Source organism: Streptomyces sp. NBC_01485 (genome assembly GCF_036227125.1).
GTDB lineage: Bacteria > Actinomycetota > Actinomycetes > Streptomycetales > Streptomycetaceae > Streptomyces.
In genome coordinates this window covers 4,126,114-4,144,901 of record NZ_CP109435.1, presented here as the reverse complement: position 1 = coordinate 4,144,901, position 18,788 = coordinate 4,126,114, and the positions used below count along the sequence as shown (strand labels likewise).

The following is an 18,788-nucleotide window of genomic DNA, read 5'->3' as shown; positions in this document are numbered from 1 at the left end:
AATTACAGGGGCGCGTGAGGCCCCTGTGACGGGGAAACGTACGATCGTCGACCGTGCAAGGTTCGGAGAACTCTTCCCGTCGCGGCCGTCGCTCCCCCACCATGGGCGGCATGCCACACAATGACATGCCGTGGTGGCGCTGGCGCAGCAACGTGCGCTCCGCGCTGCACATGCTCTCCGACCCGGCGTTCCAGCAGAACGTCTGGCTGGCCGGCGTCGAGGGGTACGGGGACGTCACCGACGCCGTGTACCGCCTCGTCGAGGACACCTGGCTCGACAACTGGTCCGCCGAGAAGTACGTCGGCACGATCTTCCGCGACTCGCAGGAGGCGGCCCTCGTCGACACCGCCGTACTGCGCGTGCTGCGGATCATGCACCAGGTCGGGCCGGACGCCCTGGTCTCCGCGTACGTCGAGCACCAGGGGTGGCCGGAGGCGGTGCGGGCGGCACGGGACGCGCACGTGCGGATGGCGGCGAGCGACGGCGACGACCCTGACGCACCGCCCCGGACCCTCGAGGTCCTGCGCATCATGACCAGGTCGGCGTGACCGGGTCCGCGTGACCGGGTCCGCATGACCAGGTCGGCGTGACCGGGTCCGCGTAGCGGACGGCGTTCTGTCCGCCCTGGACGGACATGAGACCCTGTCCCGCATGACTGAGCAGTCCACCCGAGCCGCGGCGAACCTCGCCGACCAGTACGTCCTCACCCTCTCCTGCCCCGACAAGCAGGGCATCGTGCACGCCGTGTCGAGCTACCTCTTCATGACCGGCTGCAACATCGAGGACAGTCAGCAGTTCGGCGACCGCGACACGGGACTGTTCTTCCTGCGCGTCCACTTCTCGGCCGAGCCGCCGGTGACCGTGGACAAGCTGCGCGCGAGTTTCGCGGCGATCGGCGACTCCTTCCACATGGACTGGCACATCAACCGGGCCGACGAGAAGATGCGCATCGTCCTCATGGTCAGCAAGTTCGGCCACTGCCTGAACGACCTGCTCTTCCGCGCCAGCATCGGCGCGCTGCCGGTGGAGATCGCGGCCGTGGTGTCCAACCACACCGACTTCGCCGAGCTCGTGGGCTCGTACAACACCCCCTTCCACCACATCCCGGTGACGAGGGACAACAAGGCGCAGGCCGAGGCGCAGCTCCTGGAACTGGTCCGCGAGCAGGACGTCGAACTGGTCGTCCTGGCCCGCTACATGCAGGTGCTGTCGGACGACCTGTGCAAGCAGCTCAGCGGCCGGATCATCAACATCCACCACTCCTTCCTGCCGAGCTTCAAGGGCGCGAAGCCGTACCACCAGGCACACGCGCGCGGAGTGAAGCTGATCGGCGCGACCGCCCACTACGTCACCGCCGACCTCGACGAGGGCCCGATCATCGAGCAGGAGGTCGAACGCGTCGGCCACGGCGTCACCCCGGACCAACTGGTCGCCGTCGGCCGCGACGTGGAATGCCAGGCCCTGGCCCGAGCGGTCAAGTGGCACGCGGAACGCCGAATCCTCCTGAACGGCCGACGAACGGTCGTCTTCGCGTAGCCGTGCGCCGTCGCCGTACCAATTGGTCGAGAGACGGCGAAGGTTTTCCCACTCCTTGCCGATCTTTCGGGTGTACGAGGCGTTTCGGGCTGCGCCTTTGAGCTTCCTTTGCCTGTCGACGGCTCCCCGATGAGACATCCTGTTCGTTTATTTTGCCTATCGGGTGCGCCCTATAGGTGAATTTGATCGACTTGGTGGCACTCGTAACTGATTGACACGTGGCACCCCCCGGGCTTTGATCACCCGACTGTAAGAAGTCTGTAAACACGGGGTGAGGGCCATGGGGTGGGGCAGGCGTGCGCCGGGACGTGGATCCTGGCTGGTGGCATCGATGTTGCTCGTGCCTGCGCTGGGCGCCCCGGTCGCCCGAGCGGTCGCCGTGACGCCGTCGGAAGCCTCGTCGGCGACTGCCGACACCAATGACCTGTCACCCGAAGCGGCGGCCTCACGGAAAGCCGTGGAGTCCGGCTCGCCTGTCGAGGTGAGTGCGGAGACGACTTCCACGCAACTCGTCACGGCGCAGCCGGACGGCACCTTCACGGTCGACTTCGATCCGACTCCGGTAAGGGTGAGAAAGACGGCGGGGTGGGTGCCGGTCGACACCGACCTGGCGACGACCTCGTCCGGAGCGATCGCGCCGAAGGCCGCCGCGGCGGACATCGCCTTCTCCGGAGGTGGCTCGGGCGACCCCCTCGCCACCATCACGCAGGACGGGAAGACGTACAGCGTCGGTTCGCCGTGGACGCTGCCGGTGCCGAAGCTGTCGGGTTCCACCGCGACGTATCCGGATGTCATGCCCGGGACAGACCTGGTGGTGCAGGCCACGCCGGACGGCTTCAGCGAGAACCTGGTGGTCAAGTCCCGCGACGCGGCTCAGAACGAGAGACTCTCGAGCATCGCGTTCCCTGTCTCCACCGACGGCGTCTCCGCATACGACACGCACACCGGTGGCGCCGCGTTGGTGGACGATCAGGGGCGCCCGGTGTTCACCACGGGCACGGCGCTGATGTACGACTCGTCGGCGGTCGCCACGTCCCCGCAGGCAACGGGCCCGGCTACGGCCTCGAAGGCTTCGCACACCGTGGCGGTCGCTGCGTTTGACCAGGCTGCGGCTTCGGGGGACGGCGCGTTGGACGGTCCGGTCCCGGGGGCCAGGTCGCAGGTCATGGATGTGACGGTTTCTGACGACGCGCTGACGCTGAAGCCCGACCGTTCGTTCCTCGACGACCCCGACACCACCTACCCCGTGGTGCTCGACCCCCAGACGACCAGCGCGTCCCTCTCCGGCTGGACGACGGTGTGGTCGAGTTCGCCTTCTACGTCCTTCTGGAAGACCTCGCACTCGCTCGGCGTCGGCTACGACGCGTGGGTCGACAACAAGAAGGCTCGTTCCCTCTACCAGTTCGACACGCACACCCTGGGCGGCAAGAAGATCCTCTCGGCGACCTTCGCGGCGTTGGAGGTGTGGTCGGCGAACTGCACCGCCAAGGCCGTGCAGTTGTGGCGCACGGGGGCGATCTCGGCGTCGACGAAGTGGTCGGCGCAGCCGTCGTGGGCCGCCCAGGTGGACTCGGTCAATGCTGCCAAGGGCTACTCGTCCTCCTGCCCGGGCGGAAACGTCTCCTTCGATGCCACCAGCGCCGTCACCTACACGGCAGGCCAGTCCTCCTCGACCACGACGCTCGGTCTGCGCGCCCCCGGCAACGAGGACGACGCGATCGCCTGGAAGCAGTTCGCCTCGCCGTCGGACACCAAGCCCACCCTGTCGGTGACCTTCGTCTCCAAGCCGAGTGCTCCGACCGGTGTGAAGACGTCGAGCCCGAGCGTGGCGTGCGCCGCGGGCCTCGGCACCGCCGCCGTGATCCGGGACACGACGCCCACGGTGACGGCGGCGCCGAAGTCGGCGGACGGTTCGCAGTCGACGCTGCGCCCGAACTTCGAGCTGTACCGGTACGACGCGAAGGTCGGGGATCCCCTGGTCGCCTCGGGAAACCCGTCGGCGTACACGGCCTCCGGCACAGCCGGGACGTGGACGACACCGACTCTGACCAACGGGCAGACGTACTGGTTCCGCGCCCGCAGCCAGTACAAGTACACCTTCAACGGCACGACCGGCTTCATGTACTCGGCCTGGAGCCCGGCCTGCTGGTTCCGCATCGACACGTCGGCTCCCGTCCAGCCGGACGTCGACTCCACGACGTACCCGGAGTGCGCGAGCCCGGAGACTCCGGACGACTGCACGGCCTACGGCGGCGTCGGCGCTGCCGCCGCCTTCACTCTCAAGGCCAACGGGGCCTCGGACGTCGTCAAGTACACCTACCAGTTGAACGACAACCCGGTGCGGACCAAGACCTTCACCACCGCGACGACCAGCTACGCCTTTCCCCTGGCCCCCGACGTGCGCGGCCTGAACACCCTCACCGTTCAGACCTGGGACTCGGCGGGGAACGGCTCGACCAGTTACACCTACCCCTTCAAGGTCGCGCCCGGCGCGGGCCCGCTCTCCCAGTGGTCCATGGACGAGGGCACCGGTTCCACGGCGGCCGACGCGGTCGGAGGCCGGAGCGCGACCCTGTCCGGGTCGGCCACCTGGTCCGACCAGGCCAGGCTCGGCAAGTCGGTGCAGGGCAACGGCACCTCGTCGTACGCGGCCACGACCTCTCCGGTACTGGACACGACCAAGAGCTTCACCGCCTCCGCGTGGGTCCGGCTGACCGATAAATCCCATGATTCCGTGGCCCTGGCCCAGGCAGGAGCCAACGGATCCGCCTTCGCCCTCTCCTACTCGGCCTCCGTCAACGCCTGGGTCTTCAACCGGTACGCATCCGATGCCGTGGCACCGACGAATGTCCGCTCGACCTCGACGGCCCTGCCGGTGGTCGGTGTGTGGACGCATCTGATGGGTGTGTACGACGCGCTGGGCCAGACCATCCAGCTCTTCGTCAACGGCATCCCGCAGGGTGCCCCCGTCTCCTACACCACCCCCTGGCAGGCCACCGGCGGCCTCCAGTTCGCCCGCGGTCAGCACGGCGGCGGCTTCTCCGACTACTTCGCCGGCCAGGTCGACGAGGTCACCGTCTGGAACCGGATCCTGTCCGAGGAGGAGATCGCCGATCTCCAGGCCATGACCGACGCGAGCACCGGCCAGGCCCGGCCGGCGCTGGCCGCGGAGTGGGGCATGGAGGAGACCTCGGGAACCACCGCGGCCGACTCCTCCGGATACGGCCACCCGGCCACCGTCGCCGCCGGCGGTGCCTGGGCCGACGACACCGGCGGAGGCAAAGGTAACGTTCTCTCCCTGACAGGGACGCCGACAGCCAATGCCACAGCGACCGGCCCCATCGTCGACTCGCAGGGCGACTTCACCGTGGCGGCCTGGGCCGACCTCGACGCGGCGGCGCTGTCCGACACATCAGTGGCCCACCACATGAGGATCACCACCCAGTCCGGCGGCGTACGCGACTCCTGGGGCCTCTGGTACGACCAGGCCGCAGGCTCCACGCAGGGCATGTGGGTCTTCGGCCGCACCACTGCCGACACCACCGGCGCCACCGTCGTGACCGCGCCCGCCGACATCGCCTCCGCCCAACTGGTCGATCCCGGTCACTGGACCCTCGTGACCGGCGTCTACGACAGTGCCCACCAGCAGCTGTTCCTCTACGTCAACGGGGTAAGGCAGGGCGCCCAAGGCGACACCGACACCGACGACGAGACCGGTGACGGCATTGTCTTCACCCAGCCCTGGCAGGCCACCGGCACCTTCAACATCGGCCGAGGACGGATCAGCACAGGCGCGTACAGCGACTACGCGCACGGCCTCGTGGACGACGTACGGGTGTGGACGGGCGTCATGTCCGACACCGCGATCGACCAGATGTACGTCAACGAAATGCCCAAGCCTCTGTAAGGCCGTCCCGCCGGCACGGCGGGGCGCGACAGACCTCAGCGGACTTTTCACACGTCACACGATCGGGAGTGCAGTCATGGGTGGGCTACGGCGGACACGGCTGTGGGTCGTCGCTGTCACAGCGAGTGCCCTGGTGGCCACGGGGCTGGGCGCGGCCCCGGCCGTGTGGGCGACCGAGCGGCACGGGCACAGCACGGCCGACGTGCCCGACGTCAGGAACGGCACAGCTGTGCCGTTCAAGGCCAGGAAGTTCGCGAAGAAGAACCAGGCCGATGCCGCTGCCGCCCGTACGGCCGCGGCGGTGGCGAAGCCGACCGCCTGGCCCGTCGCGTCCGCCGCCACCCTCCCTGTGGCGGGCAAGACCGCTCTCGCCAAGGCCACTTCGGTCGGAAAGCTGCCGGTCAAGGTGAGCGCCCCGGCCACCGGCGTGGCCCCGGCCAAGGTGTCGGTCAAGGTGGCCGCGCACCAGACCGCGACGGCGCTCGGAATCAACGGCACCGTGCTGTCCGTGGCCCGCGCCGACGGCCGCAAGGGCACGGCCGGCACCCGGCTGACCCTGGACTACTCCGGCTTCGCGAACGCCTACGGCGGCGACTACGTCTCCCGGCTCACCCTGGTCCGCCTCCCGGCCTGCGCGCTCACCACCCCGGCCGTGAAGAAGTGCCGGACCACGACACCGGTCGCCACGACGAACGACGTCGCGCACCACACCCTGACCACGACCGCCCCCGTGACCTCCTCCGCCGTCACGGCCTTCGCCGCGACCGCCGCGGCCGCCACCTCGGGCGCAGGCTCCTACCAGGCGACATCGCTCAACCCGTCCGCCGCCTGGAACGCGGGCGGCTCCAGCGGTGACTTCACCTGGTCGTACCCGCTGTCCGTGCCCCCGTCCAACGGTGGCCCGGCGCCGAACCTGTCGATCACCTACGACTCGCAGAGCGTCGACGGTCGGCTGCCGTCCACCAACAACCAGCCGTCCTGGGTCGGCGAGGGATTCGACCTCTCGACGTCCTACATCGAGCGTTCCTACGACTCCTGCGACGACGACGGGCAGAAGGACAAGAACGACGAGTGCTGGGCGAACGACAACGCCACCCTCGTCCTCGGCGGCAAGTCCAGCCCGCTCATCAAGGACAAGACCAGCGGCGACTGGCATCCCAAGACCGACGACGGCGAGCGCGTCGTCCGCTCCACCGGCGCCACGAACGGCGACAACGACGGCGAGTACTGGACCGTCACCACCCAGGACGGCACCCAGTACGTCTTCGGCAAGAACCGCCTCCCCGGCTGGACCACCGGTGCGGCCGTCACCAACTCCGCCTACACCGCACCGGTCTTCGGCGACGACTCCGGCGAACCCGGCTACGACCAGGGCACCGCCTTCTCCGGCCGCGCCCTCACCCAGGCCTGGCGCTGGAACCTGGACTACGTCGTCGACCCGCACGGCAACGCGATGTCGTACTGGTACACCAAGGAGACCAACTACTACGCCAAGAACGGCACCACCACCGCCAACGGCACGGTGTACGACCGCGGCGGCTATCTCAGCCGCATCGACTACGGCATCACCGCCTCCACCGTCTTCGGCACCGCGCCTGAGAGGGTCACCTTCACCACCGCCGAACGCTGCCTGGTGACCAGTACCGAGACCTGCTCCTCGCCCACCTCGACCACGGCCGCCCACTGGCCGGACGTGCCGTTCGACCAGATCTGCGCCTCCGGCAAGGTCTGCAAGGCGACCGGGCCGACGTTCTTCTCCCGCAGGCGCCTCACAGGCGTCACCACCAGCATCTGGGACGCGAGCCTGTCCACCCCGGCCTACCGGGACGCCGACTCCTGGGCGCTCGCGCAGTCCTTCCCTGACCCCGGCGACGGCACCTCCGCCGGACTGTGGCTCAAGTCCATCACCCGTACCGGCAAGGACGGCGCGACAACGGCCATGCCGCCGGTCACCTTCGACGGCATCCAGCTCTTCAACCGGGTCGACACCACGCACGACGACATCGCCGCACTCGTCAAGTGGCGCGTCCGCAAGATCACTTCGGAGACGGGCTCGGTCCTCACGGTCAACTACTCCGACCCGCAGTGCGTCGCCGGAACGGCGATGCCCAGTGCTCCCGACTCGGACACCCTGCGCTGCTTCCCGACGTACTGGCAGCCGCCGTTCACGGCCGATCCCCAACTGGACTGGTTCCACAAGTACGTCATCACCCAGGTCACCGAGTCGGACCCGACCGGCGGGGCCCCGCTGAAGGAGACCGACTACACCTACAACGGCTCCCCGGCCTGGCACTACGACAGCGACAACGTCACCGCTCCCGCCAAACGGAAGACCTGGTCGCTCTGGCGCGGCTACGGCAGCGTCACGTCGACGTCGGGTGACGCGCAGTCCACCCGCACGAAGACCGTCTCGACGTACTTCCGCGGCATGGACGGCGACAAACAGTCCGACGGCACCACGCGCACCGCCAAGGTCACCGACTCGACCGGGACGTCGGTCACCGACGCCGATCCGCTGGCCGGCACGGTCCGCGAGTCCATCGCCTACAACGGCAGTGCCGAGGTCTCGGGCACGATCACCGACCCGTGGATCCACCAGACCGGCACGGACGGCACACGCGCCTCCGACTACACCCGGGCCCAGACCGTCCACGACCGCACCGACCTGTCCTCCGGCGGCACGCGGGACACCGCCGTCACCACGACGTACGACGACACGACCGGCGCGGCGCTCACGGTCGACGACTCGGGCGACGCCGCCGTCACGGGCGACGAGCAGTGCACCCGCACCACCCTCGCGAACAACACCTCCGCCTGGCTGATGGCCTTCCCCACCCGGGTCGAGACGGTCGACGTGGCCTGCGGCGCCACGACCGACCGTCCGGACGCCGTTGTCTCCGACGTCCGCACGCTCTACGACAGCCAGGCCTACGGCACCGCCCCGACGCTCGGCGACGAGACCTCCACCCAGCGGCTGTCCTCCTACAGCGGCGGCACCCCGGCCTACCAGACGGTCTCCACCAGCCACTACGACAGCCAGGGCCGGGTCGACTCGGTCAAGGACACCAACGCGGCGGTCGTCAGCACCACCAAGTACACCCCCACCACGGGCGGTCCGCTGACGGGCACGGTCACGACGGACGCCAAGGGCTACGCGACGACGACGAACTTCGACCCGGCGCGCGGGACCGCGACATCGGTCATCGACCCGAACAGCAAGCGGACGGACTACGCCTACGACGGCCTCGGCCGGGTGACCGGACTGTGGCTGGCCAACAGGTCCAAGTCCTCGAACCAGTCCGCGAGCCTCGTCTACACGTACGCGGTCTCCAACACTGCGGCGTCCGTGGTCTCCACGGGCAAGCTCAACAACGACGGCACGACCTACGACACCACTTACGCCCTGTACGACGCGCTCCTGCGCCCGCGCCAGACGCAGACTCCCGCGCCGGGCGGCGGCCGTGTAGTCGCGGAAGCCAAGTACGACAGCCGAGGCCTGGCAGTGGAGGCCGACGCCGACTACACGGACACGTCCAACCCGTCGGGCACCCTCGTCACCATCACCTCCGCCGTTCCTGCCCAGACCCTCACCACCTACGACGGAGCAGGCCGCCCCACGGCAGCCGACTTCTACGCCAACGGCGCCAAGCGGTGGACGACCTCCACCTCGTACGGCGGCGACCGCACCACGGTCACCCCGCCCCACGGCGGCATAGCCACCACAACCGTGACGGACACCCTCGGCCGTACGACCGAGACCCGGCAGTACGACAACGGCACCCCCTCCGGCTCGTACACGTCGATCAAGTACGCGTACGACGCGAAGAGCCGCCTGAAGTCGGCCGTCGACGACGACGGCAACACCTGGTCCTACGGCTACGACCTGATGGGCCGCAGGACCAGCGCCACGGACCCGGACGCCGGCACGACGACCACCGCGTACAACGAGCTGGACCAGGTCGCCTCCACGACGACCGCGGTGGGCACCGCTGAGGCGAAGACCCTCAGCTACTCCTACGACGTCCTCGGCCGCCAGACCGACATGTACGACGGCACCACCAAGGACACCACCCACGAACTCGCCCGGTGGACGTACGACTCGCTGGCCAAGGGGCAGCCCACGTCGGCGATCCGCTACGTCGGCGGCAGTTCGGGACAGGCGTACATCAGCCAGGTCGGCGCCTACGACTCCCTGTACCGGCCGACCCTGACCAGGGTCACCATCCCCTCGGTCACGGGCGAGGAGGCACTGGCGGGCTCGTACTCGTCGACGATCGGATACAACCTCGACGGCACCGTCCAGGTGACCTCAGACCCGGCGGCCGGCGGACTGCCCTCCGAGTCCCTGACCTACGGCTACAACGACCTGAGCATGCCGACGACCCTGAAGGGCGCGACGGGCTACGTCCAGGCTACGAACTACACCAAGCTCAGCGACATCGGCCAGGTGACGCTGGGGGTGTCCTCGTCCGACAGCGCCAAGTGGCTCCAGATCACGAACACCTACGAGGACGGCACCCACCGCCTCAAGCGCGAACTCGTCACGGACGATGCCCAGACGGCCCCCGTCCAGGACACCGCCTACACCTACGACGACTACGGCAACCCCACCAAGGTCGCCACGCACGCCGACGCCACGGACGACGTCCAGTGCTACCGCTACGACGGCCACGACCGCCTCGCCGAGGCCTGGACCGCGACCGACGGCTGCTCGGCCGACCCGTCGGCGGCCGTCCTCGGCGGCCCGGCCCCGTACTGGCAGAGCTTCGCCTACGACGACCTCGGCAACCGCAGGACGCAGGTCAACCACGCGACCACGCCGGGCGGCAACGACAGCACGACGTCCTTCGTCTACCCGACGCCCGGCACCGGCCAGGCCCACACCCTGGGCTCGTCGACGACTGTCACCGCGGGTACGACGACCACGAACTCGTACACCTACGACGCGTCCGGCAACACCCACACCCGGACGCTCAACGGCAAGACGCAGACGCTCGACTGGGACGACGAGGGCCATCTCTCCAAGGTCACCAACGCGGACGGCACCTCGGCTTCCTACCTGTACGACGCGGGCGGCAACCGGCTGCTCTCCCGGGACGCCTCGGGCACGACGCTCTACCTGGGCGACACCGAGGTCCACCTCGCCAAGGGCACTACGTCGACCACGGGCACGCGGTACTACAGCTGGGCTGGGCAGACGATCGCCGTCCGCAGCAGCTCGGGCAGCCTGCAGTGGCAGGTCACGGACGCCCACGACACGGCCGAGACGGCGGTGGACGCCACCACGCAGGCGATCACGCGCCGCCGCCTGGACCCTTTCGGCAACGCACGCGGCACCCAGCCGACCTCGGCCGCGTGGCTCGGCGACAAGGGCTTCGTCGCCGGCGTCCAGGACACCACCACCGGCCTGACACACCTGGGGGCGCGGGAGTACGACCCGACGATCGGCCGGTTCGTCTCCGACGACCCGATCCTCGAACTCACGGACGCCCAGCAGATCGACGGCTACACCTACGCGGCCGACAACCCGGTCAGGGGCAGCGACCCCTCCGGTCTGCAGATGCCCGCCGACCAAGGCTGTGCCGGCTCAGGCTGTGCACAGAGCGAACAGAAGTCCACGCTGGTCGACACCGGCTCGGTCAACGACAGCGGGACCCATCACAGCGGTGGCGGCGGTTCCCACCACAGTGGTGGCGGCTCGCGTCACAGCTGCGGCTGGTCGTTCTCCTGCCACGTGTCCAGCCTGGCCCACAAGGCCTACCACTCCGTCCAGCAGCACCCGGTGATCGCGGCCGTGGTGGCCACGGCCGTCGTCGTGGGCGTCGTGGCCTGCGTCGTCGCGACAGCGGGCGGCTGCGGAGCCGTACTGGCGGCGGGCGCCGAGGGCTTCACCGCGGGCGCGGAAGCGGGCAGCCTCAGCGGAGCCTTGGTGGGCGCGTCCGTGGGGGTGGCGGCCGAAGGCGGTGCCGTCATCGCGGGGGCGGCGGGCATCGCCGGAGCGGGAGCGGCGGCCGTCGCCGAAGGCGCGAAAACCGCCGCAAAAGAGGAGTCGGCTTCGTCTACCGGAGCCGTGGCCGCGGGTGCGCGTGCGGAGGCGGCCGCTCGAGGGTCAAGCCCGCGCGTGGGTAAAGGGGTCGGGGCACCGCATGCAAGGAGCGTCACTCAGACTGGGCGCTCCGACAAGTCGACCGTTATCACGGGGCACGGTTATTACGTTCTCGGGGGTGGAGATGTGACGGTTCCCAGTGGGACCTGGGTCAAGTTCTACGTCGAAGACGGCAAGAAACTGAAGGACTCCGTAGGGCTTTCCGTCGAAACAGGTGCCACAATTCCTCCTGTCGAAACGATGGGCCCGGGAACGAGTATCCCGAACTACACTGTGGAGACGCCTGACGGTTTGAATATTAGCAGCAGGTCGATCAGTGTATCTGCCCCGACCGGGCTGGGCGATATACTGCAGCCCAATATGGGAGCATGTCACGTGGTGATCTGTCGAGAGCACGTTAATCCGAATTGGTGACCAATGGCGCACTTCGAAGACTTGAGCAGGTACAGCTACTCGGAATCCAGTGAACCCATGTTCAATGTGGGATGGCTTTCCCGGGGATATGAATTCAATGTCGGAGAAGTTCCCGAAGGTCTCGTAGATTCCCTTCTTGAACTGGCTCGGAATCCCTCGAATGTGCATCGAGGAATGCATTTCTGTGAACTCTGCCCATCTTTTGTGGAGGCGCGGAAGAATGTCAGGTTCGATGATGTGTTCGTCGGTAGCGGAGAGATGCGTGTCCGAGGTGAAGGAGGGGCTGTTTACGTGGCTCCGATCATGATCGTGCATTATGTCGCAGATCATGGATACAGGCCCCCGACAGAATTCGTCGAGTCGGTGCTCCGAGTCTCCTGAGATGACTGGGCGTGACGCGCCGTGGAACGACGGTGTGTGCTCAAGTCAGAAGAGACTCGGTCGGTTCGGTAATAAGAGGCGGCACGATGAACAGCGTGACGATAGTGAATCGCGAGGGAGTGGAGGGTGTCCCCTCCATGGTCGCAAGGGCGATGGGGCGGGAGTGGTACCGAGAGCATCTGGCCGGCATGGATCCGTTGCGGGGCGTACGGCCTGAGGGGGCGTTGGTCGAGTACGTCGCTGACGTGGGTGCGGCGGCCCGCGCGACCGGGAATCCGGTGCTCGTGCTGGCCTCTAACGGGCGCAGGATCGCGGCACGCCTGGTGGACACGGTGATCGCGACCGTGTTCGCTTGCCTCGGTTTCTTCGTGGAGGCCGCCTCGACCGACGGCATCGCGTTGGTGGTTCTCCTGCCAGTGGGGTTTGTGGCCGGGGGGCTGCTCTATTACCTGCCCTTGGTGCACTGGTGGGGCACGACCGTCGGCAAGCGGATGTTCGGGCTGCGGGTAGTCCGGCTGTGGTCGGACGGGACCCTTCCGCCGTCATGGAAGGACACGTTCATCCGGGAGTTCGACCGGGGAGCCCTCCTGGCGATTCCGGTGCTGAACCTGCTGGTCGGCGCGATCCTGCTGGCGTACATGGCCAAGGACCGGGGCGCATACCACCAGAGCAAGTCCGACCGCGCGGCCCGGACGGTTGTCGTGCGGTGGCCGGCGTATGTGGGAGGGAATTGATGGGTGACGGAGTGAAGGCAGTTCGGCGTTCCGCGGGTACGGAGACCGCGTTGGATGTGTTGCTGCGCTGGGCCTGGATCCGGCGGCGCACACCCGCGCAGGACATCGAGGACTTCAAGAACGGGCAGCCGTTTCAGGTCGTGGGGTTTACCAAGAGCATCGGTGGGGCGGCTCTCGTTTCGATCGGCAGGGGCAAGGAGATCGCGCGGACCAGACAGGGGTACCTGCGTCTTGCCGCGGGGGAGGACCCGGGCTGGACCGATCGTCGGGGTGGGAGAAGCGCGACCCTGAGGCCGCCCTTCGGGCTCAAGCTCATGGGCGAGAAGGTGCCTATGGCGCCGAAGTTCGAGCGCTATGAACTGGTCACGGCCGACGGGACGTACGACCTGGTGGTGCCGAAGAAGGACGGCGAGCTTGTGCGGTACGTCTTCGGCCTGACGCAGAGCTGAGAGGTCCTCGTAGGCGTTGGCTGGCACGTGCGGGCTTCGACGCGAACCGCCGGGCGCGGGGTCACAACTCCCCGGCGATGACACCTTCCTGGAAGGCCGCCCACTCCGAGGCGGTGAAACGCAGGGGTTCGCGGCTCGGGTTCTTGGAGTCGCGGACAGCTCTTGCGCCGCCAGGGAGTTGGGCGACCTCGACGCAGTCGTGCTCCGCGCCGCTGGCGGACGCCTTCCGCCATATCGCCTCGGAGAGGTCGTACGTGTACAACTCGCTCTTGGGATTCACTTCCTGTGGCCCTCTTCCAACTCGGCGATTCTCGCGAGCGAGTCCTCCACCGGGAGGGCCGTGGCGCGGATGCGTTCGAAGGCTTTGGCGAAGGGAGTCGCGTCGTCGCCCTCAACGTACGTCGCGCCGCTGAGGTTTTCCAAGAGCACTACCGAAGGCATGGGCGGAGGAAACCCGGTGAGGGTGAAGCCGCCGACCACTCCGGGGTGCGCGGTGGAGGCCAGCGGCATCAACTGCACGGTGACGTTGGGCATGCCGGAGACGTCGAGCAGCCGTCGTAGCTGCTCACGCATGATTGAGGGCCGTACGGCAAAGCGCTGATGCAGCGCTGCCTCGTGGACGATGGCCCACAGTTCTGGAGCTGTGCCGGGGCGGGAAAGGACTGCCTGCCGGGCCAGCCGGACCTCGGCCAGGGCGGCCACTTCTTCCGGCGTGCGAGACGTCGTCACGCCGGCGATGGTCTCTCTGGCGTACGCGGCCGTCTGCAGCAGGCCGGGGATGACGAGTGGGGACCACGCGCAGATGGAGTCCGCGTCCGTTTCGAGGGAGATGTAGTCGGCGTAGGTGGGTGAGACGACCGCACTGTACGTCTGCCACCAGCCCCTCTTCCCCGCTTCCCGGGCCAGGGCTTCCAATGCGTGCCTCGTCTGATCGTCTTCCACCCCGTACACGGTCAGCAGCGCGCCTACATCGGCGGTCCGGATCGCCTGGGTCGCCCCTTCGATCTTCGAGAGCTTCGGTCCCCGCCAGCTCATGGCTCCGGCTGCCGCGTCGAGTGTCATCCCGGCCTCATTGCGAAGGCGCCGAAGGCTCGCACCGAGGCGGCGGCGTCGAACGGTCGGTACGAGGGGTGAGTTGGGCATACGTGGAGTTTGGCAAGACAGGCGCGCGCACCGCGCACCATCGCGAGAACTTCACCCGCAAGGGTGGAAAACTTTCTACCTGGGGGAGAAAGTCTTCGGATAGGTGGAAGCTGTGGTCACTGGCCCACTCGACTTCTGGAGGCGCTGCCATGCTCCCCACGTTCACCCCCGCTCTTGGGCTCACTCCAAACCTCACTCCCGGCTACTACCTCCGCCCCCGCCCTCAGGGCTTCGCCGCTCACATCTCCGCATCGCAGCAACACTTGGTCTCGGTAAGGGCGTTGACCAGCGCCGAGTTGCTCAGTCACGGCATTGATGCCGACGCCGTGCACTCCGCGCAACTCGTCCTGTCCGAGCTTGTCGGTAACTCGGTGCGGGCATGCGGTGAACACGTGCCGCTCGTGGTGGAGGTGTATGTGACGTCGTACGGCATCGCCGTGAATGTGCACGACCCGGACCCCGGCGCTCTGCCGCAGCGTCGGTCGACACCGCTCGACAGCGCGGAGGCGGAGGGCGGGCGGGGGCTCGGGCTGGTCGACCTGCTGGCACCAGGGTGGAACGTACGGAGGTCGGCGATCGGGAAGCAGGTGCGGTGCCGTGTGGCTGCCGAACCGGAGTGGGGCTGAAGGGCGTTGTGCGTGGTCCGTCCGGAAGCGCACCATCCCCGTGGGGCGGCGATGACACCGGACGGCGCGCGTCTCCCCTACATCCGGCTCAGCGCCGCCGCCGCGAACAGTACGTCCCTGATCGCCTCGCGGTCTCCGAGTTGGCCCGCTGCCGCTTCCTCCGGGGATACGTGGCCTGCGGCCAGGCGGCAGAATTCGACGTCGTCCAGGGCCACGTGGGCCACCTCGTGGTCGGCGGAGCCGACTGCGCCGGGGGAGTCCAGGGGGATCAGCCACTGGCCGCCGCCCGAGCCCTCGATCTCCAGGCGCAGGCTGCGGCCGGGGCGGCCCGCGGTCACCAGGTGGCGGGTGTGCGAGGGGGCGGCGAGGCCGGCTCGACGGCGGGCCGCGAGGGTCTCCGGCAGCATCCGCGCGGCCAGGTCGATCATGCTGTGGAGGTGGCGCGGGGCGGGCGGCGCGTAGGGGTAGTCGACCGCGTCCGCGATGTCCTCGGCGTGCACCCAGCACTCGAAGGCGCGGTCCAGCATCGCGTCCCGCAACGGGAGTTCGAAGTCGCCGTACGAGACCGGCATGGTGCCGGGTCCGCCGCCGGTGAAGGACACCGTGCGCACGAGGGCGTGGGTCTGTTCGCGCCAGGGGGCGCGCACGGAGCGGGTGGGCGGGTAGTGCGAGCCCGTCCAGAGCGCCTCGGTGCGTTCCGCCGGTCCCTCCCGGTCTTCCGGCAGTCCCTTCGCCTGTTCCCTCGTCCGTTCTTCCGGCTGGTCGTTCGTCCGTTCTCCGGTCCGTTCCTTCGGCTTCTCCACGGCCTCCATCGGGTCGTCCAGGCCCAGTGCCACCGCCACCAGCCCGTCCACGGCGAGGAGGTGGGCGATGACGCCTGCGACGGTCGTCCGGCGGTACGTCTCGCCGTCGCCGCGAAACCAGCGCAGCCGTACGGGCGCGTGCCACTCGGCGTCGCCGAAGTCCTGGAGGAGGGCGTCGAGCCGCGCGGTCTCGGCGTCGTACGGTGTCGCCCAGGCCGGTACCGGGATGCGGGGCGGGCGGCGGCCCAGGCAGGAGTCCAGGACGCGGGTACGCAGGCCGGGGTCGAGATCGAGGCTCTCCGGGCGCTGGAGCAGGCCGACCGCCTCGCGCAGTCGCCGTGCCTCGTCGGCGCAGGCTCCGCAGTCGCCGAGGTGTTCCTCGACGGCCGCCGTCTCCTCGGCCGAGCAGGCGGCCAGCGCCCACGCGCCCAGCAAAGCCTTGAGCACCGGGTGCTCGAGCCGCAGCGGTTCCGGATCCGGAACGCCCTCGTCCCCGCCCGCACCCTCGTCCTTGGTGTCCTTGTTCACGGTGTCCTCGTCCGCGTTCTCCGCGTTCTCCGCGTTCTCCGTTCCCTCTGTGTTCTCCGTGTGCTCGCCGTCGTGCGGCTCGTAGTCGTCCGGGCCGCTCACGCCGCACCTCCGTAGCCGGGGGGTGCCCCTGGGGACGCCGTGTCGTGGGCCGTGGAGAGGAGTTGGAGGCCGAGGCGGAGGCGGCGGCGGGCCTCGTCCTCGGTGACGCCGAGGTCGGCCGCGGTCTGGCGGTAGTCGCGGCGCTGGAAGTAGGCCAGTTCCAGGGCGGCGCGCAGCGGGGCGGGCATGGCCTGGACGATGTAGTCGGCGCGGGCGGCGACGGAGGCGTGCCGCACCTTGTGCTCCAGTTCCTCGGTCGCCGCGGCGGAGCCGTGGCCGGTCTCGGCCAGCGCGGCGGTCTCGGTGGCGCGCAGTCGCTGCACGGCGAGGCGGTGGGTCAACGCGGCGACCCAGGTGCGTAGGGGGCCCTGCTTGGGGTCGTAGGCGTCGGGGTTCTCCCAGACGTGGGCGAAGACCTCGCGGGTGATGCCGTCGGCCGCCCGTTCGTCTCCGAGCACGCGGTGGGCGAGACCGTGCACGAGTGAGGCGAAACGGTCGTAGAGCTCGCCGAGGGCGGCCGCCTCACCGCGTGCGAGTCGCTGCTGCATCTTGCGGTCCCAGCGGGGCGGTGCGTCCTTCTTCGCCATGCGGCCCCCTCACCCGTGCCCATGCCTGTGCCTGTGCTCGTGTTCGTGCCTGTGCCTGTGTCCAGACTGCGTCCACCGTCACCTCGAATGTAGTCGGCACGTCCGACAACGCACGCCCCTTTGTTTCAATGTGCGCCCCCTGTCCGCGAGCGCCTGGTATGGGCCGTGCCTACCCGACAGTTACGGATCGAACCGGACTGCATGTGACGGAAACAAGCCTCTTTCCCTTCCTTTCTCTTCCTTTCTGTTTTTGCCTCAGTGTTTCGGGGCACGGCCGCTGGGCAGCCGCGCTGCATGGAAGCGAAGGGGCAGCTTCCGTTCACAGCGAGCTACAGCGAGCGAAAGGCGTGGTGGTGGCCTTCAAAGTGACCGGCGGCGAGCAGGGCGGATGGGCCGTGCTCCACGTGTCGGGCGAGCTGGACCTGGTGACGTCGCCGGCGCTGCGTCAGCGGGTGCACGACGAGGTGGCCGCGGGCCGCCACAGTCTCGTCCTGGACCTCTCCGAGGTGTACTTCTGCGATTCCAGCGGCGTCGGCGTGCTCATCGCCGCCCGCCGTCTCATGCGCTCCTGCCGGGGACGGCTGCGCCTGATCCTTCCCGCGCGGGGCGCGGCCGAGGACTCCCACGTCAACCGGGTCCTGGGCGCGCTGGGCGTCCGCCGCCTCTTCGACGTCTACGGCGACCTCGAGGCGGCGTTGGACGAAGGGACGGAGCCGCTCTCCGCCTAGACCGGCGAGACCGCTGAGACCGGCGAGGGTCCCTTCTTCCCTCGCCCCGTGTGCGACACCCGTGTCCCGGAATTCACCCGGTCCTGACACAGGCGTCACCTTCCCGCTGCCTGGGCGTCGCCGGCGTCGTACGCTCCTGAGCTGAAGCATCTCCACGTGATATCCCCCGAGATATCCCCCCGCGACGACGTAAGGCGGCCCGAGAAGACATGGTCAGCAGTGAGTACGAGCGCAGGATCGCCGCCCGGTTCGCCACCTTCGACCGGGACGGCAACGGCTACATCGACCGGACGGACTTCAGCGCGGCGGCCAAGGCGCTGCTCGCCGAGTTCGGCACCGCGGCCCGTTCCGACAAGGGACAGGCCCTGTACGCGGGTGCCGAGGCGTTCTGGCAGGGCATGGCCGGCATCGCCGACCGGGACGGCGACCAGCGCATCACCCGGGAGGAGTTCGTGGGCGGCGCGGTCAAGCGCCTGCACGACAACCCGGAGCGGTTCGCCGAGATCGCCCGCCCCTTCCTGCACGCGGCCCTGGACATCGCGGACTCCGACGGCGACGGCCGGGCCACGGTCGCGGACACCGTACGGGTCCTGAGGGCCCTCGGAGCCCCCGACGAGGTCGCCCGGACGGCCGCCGCGGCCCTCGACGCCGACGCGGACGGCAAGGTCGGCGAGGCCGAGATCATCCCCGCCTTCGCCCGCTACTTCACCGTCGCCGAATAGCGCTCACAGAGCAGGGCTCACA

Annotated in this window: 14 protein-coding genes; 10 read left to right on the top strand and 4 right to left on the bottom strand. The window is 68.8% G+C overall.

The window, feature by feature from the left end; translation table 11 throughout:
- The first annotated feature begins 101 nt into the window (after nt 1-101).
- The 7 genes from OG352_RS18945 to OG352_RS18920 all read left to right on the top strand — a co-directional run bounded on the left by OG352_RS18945 (nt 102) and on the right by OG352_RS18920 (nt 13,527).
- Entirely contained in the window at nt 102-548 is a 447-nt protein-coding gene (locus tag OG352_RS18945; protein WP_329218378.1) for an SCO4402 family protein, read from the top strand.
- Between the two features lie 103 nt (nt 549-651).
- Nucleotides 652-1,536, top strand: a complete 885-nt coding sequence (purU, locus tag OG352_RS18940; RefSeq protein ID WP_329218377.1) for a formyltetrahydrofolate deformylase — start codon at nt 652-654, stop codon at nt 1,534-1,536.
- Nucleotides 1,537-1,867: 331 nt separating this feature from the next.
- Complete coding sequence (locus OG352_RS18935) at nt 1,868-5,443, top strand: LamG-like jellyroll fold domain-containing protein (protein WP_329218375.1); 3,576 nt, start codon at nt 1,868-1,870, stop codon at nt 5,441-5,443.
- Nucleotides 5,444-5,519: 76 nt separating this feature from the next.
- Nucleotides 5,520-11,963, top strand: a complete 6,444-nt coding sequence (locus OG352_RS18930) for a putative adhesin (protein WP_329218374.1) — start codon at nt 5,520-5,522, stop codon at nt 11,961-11,963.
- 3 nt (nt 11,964-11,966) lie between these two features.
- Nucleotides 11,967-12,344 carry a DUF7919 family protein gene (locus OG352_RS39990; protein WP_443072300.1) on the top strand — a complete coding sequence of 126 codons (378 nt, stop codon included), beginning with the start codon at nt 11,967-11,969 and terminating at the stop codon, nt 12,342-12,344.
- Between the two features lie 86 nt (nt 12,345-12,430).
- Complete coding sequence (locus tag OG352_RS18925) at nt 12,431-13,078, top strand: RDD family protein (protein WP_329218373.1); 648 nt, start codon at nt 12,431-12,433, stop codon at nt 13,076-13,078.
- Nucleotides 13,079-13,134: 56 nt separating this feature from the next.
- The gene (locus OG352_RS18920; protein WP_329223884.1) at nt 13,135-13,527 is read left to right on the top strand and encodes a hypothetical protein; all 393 of its coding nucleotides are present in this window, start codon (nt 13,135-13,137) and stop codon (nt 13,525-13,527) included.
- A gap of 61 nt (nt 13,528-13,588) precedes the next feature.
- Here the strand turns inward: OG352_RS18920 and OG352_RS18915 are convergent, their stop codons facing one another.
- Nucleotides 13,589-13,807, bottom strand: a complete 219-nt coding sequence (locus tag OG352_RS18915) for a DUF397 domain-containing protein (protein ID WP_329218372.1) — start codon at nt 13,805-13,807, stop codon at nt 13,589-13,591.
- On the bottom strand, nt 13,804-14,670 hold the full coding sequence (locus tag OG352_RS18910; protein WP_329218371.1) for a helix-turn-helix domain-containing protein: 867 nt from the start codon (nt 14,668-14,670) through the stop codon (nt 13,804-13,806). The genes OG352_RS18915 and OG352_RS18910 overlap by 4 nt, the downstream gene beginning before the upstream one ends.
- Nucleotides 14,671-14,819: 149 nt before the next feature.
- On the opposite strand from OG352_RS18910, the gene OG352_RS18905 reads away from it, so the two are divergent.
- Complete coding sequence (locus OG352_RS18905; protein ID WP_329218370.1) at nt 14,820-15,296, top strand: ATP-binding protein; 477 nt, start codon at nt 14,820-14,822, stop codon at nt 15,294-15,296.
- 77 nt (nt 15,297-15,373) lie between these two features.
- On the opposite strand, the gene OG352_RS18900 is transcribed toward OG352_RS18905, so the two are convergent.
- Nucleotides 15,374-16,627 carry a zf-HC2 domain-containing protein gene (locus tag OG352_RS18900; RefSeq protein WP_443072484.1) on the bottom strand — a complete coding sequence of 418 codons (1,254 nt, stop codon included), beginning with the start codon at nt 16,625-16,627 and terminating at the stop codon, nt 15,374-15,376.
- A gap of 98 nt (nt 16,628-16,725) precedes the next feature.
- Nucleotides 16,726-17,316, bottom strand: a complete 591-nt coding sequence (locus tag OG352_RS18895) for an RNA polymerase sigma factor (RefSeq protein WP_329218367.1) — start codon at nt 17,314-17,316, stop codon at nt 16,726-16,728.
- Between the two features lie 347 nt (nt 17,317-17,663).
- Between OG352_RS18895 and OG352_RS18890 the strand changes: the two genes are divergently transcribed.
- Together OG352_RS18890 and OG352_RS18885 are read left to right on the top strand one after the other, a co-directional pair.
- On the top strand, nt 17,664-18,044 hold the full coding sequence (locus OG352_RS18890) for an STAS domain-containing protein (protein ID WP_329218365.1): 381 nt from the start codon (nt 17,664-17,666) through the stop codon (nt 18,042-18,044).
- Between the two features lie 209 nt (nt 18,045-18,253).
- Nucleotides 18,254-18,766: an EF-hand domain-containing protein gene (locus OG352_RS18885; RefSeq protein WP_329218364.1), complete on the top strand. Its 513-nt coding sequence runs from the start codon at nt 18,254-18,256 to the stop codon at nt 18,764-18,766.
- Nucleotides 18,767-18,788 lie beyond the last annotated feature (22 nt).

Coding starts and splice junctions, on each gene's coding strand:
- OG352_RS18935 (WP_329218375.1), top strand. CDS start 1,868: ATGTTGCTCGTGCCTGCGCTGGGCGCCCCGGTCGCCCGAGCGGTCGCC.
- OG352_RS18945 (WP_329218378.1), top strand. CDS start 102: ATGGGCGGCATGCCACACAATGACATGCCGTGGTGGCGCTGGCGCAGC.
- OG352_RS18905 (WP_329218370.1), top strand. CDS start 14,820: ATGCTCCCCACGTTCACCCCCGCTCTTGGGCTCACTCCAAACCTCACT.
- OG352_RS18925 (WP_329218373.1), top strand. CDS start 12,431: ATGAACAGCGTGACGATAGTGAATCGCGAGGGAGTGGAGGGTGTCCCC.
- OG352_RS18895 (WP_329218367.1), bottom strand. CDS start 17,316: ATGGCGAAGAAGGACGCACCGCCCCGCTGGGACCGCAAGATGCAGCAG.
- OG352_RS18885 (WP_329218364.1), top strand. CDS start 18,254: ATGGTCAGCAGTGAGTACGAGCGCAGGATCGCCGCCCGGTTCGCCACC.
- OG352_RS18930 (WP_329218374.1), top strand. CDS start 5,520: ATGGGTGGGCTACGGCGGACACGGCTGTGGGTCGTCGCTGTCACAGCG.
- purU (WP_329218377.1), top strand. CDS start 652: ATGACTGAGCAGTCCACCCGAGCCGCGGCGAACCTCGCCGACCAGTAC.
- OG352_RS18910 (WP_329218371.1), bottom strand. CDS start 14,670: ATGCCCAACTCACCCCTCGTACCGACCGTTCGACGCCGCCGCCTCGGT.
- OG352_RS39990 (WP_443072300.1), top strand. CDS start 11,967: ATGGCGCACTTCGAAGACTTGAGCAGGTACAGCTACTCGGAATCCAGT.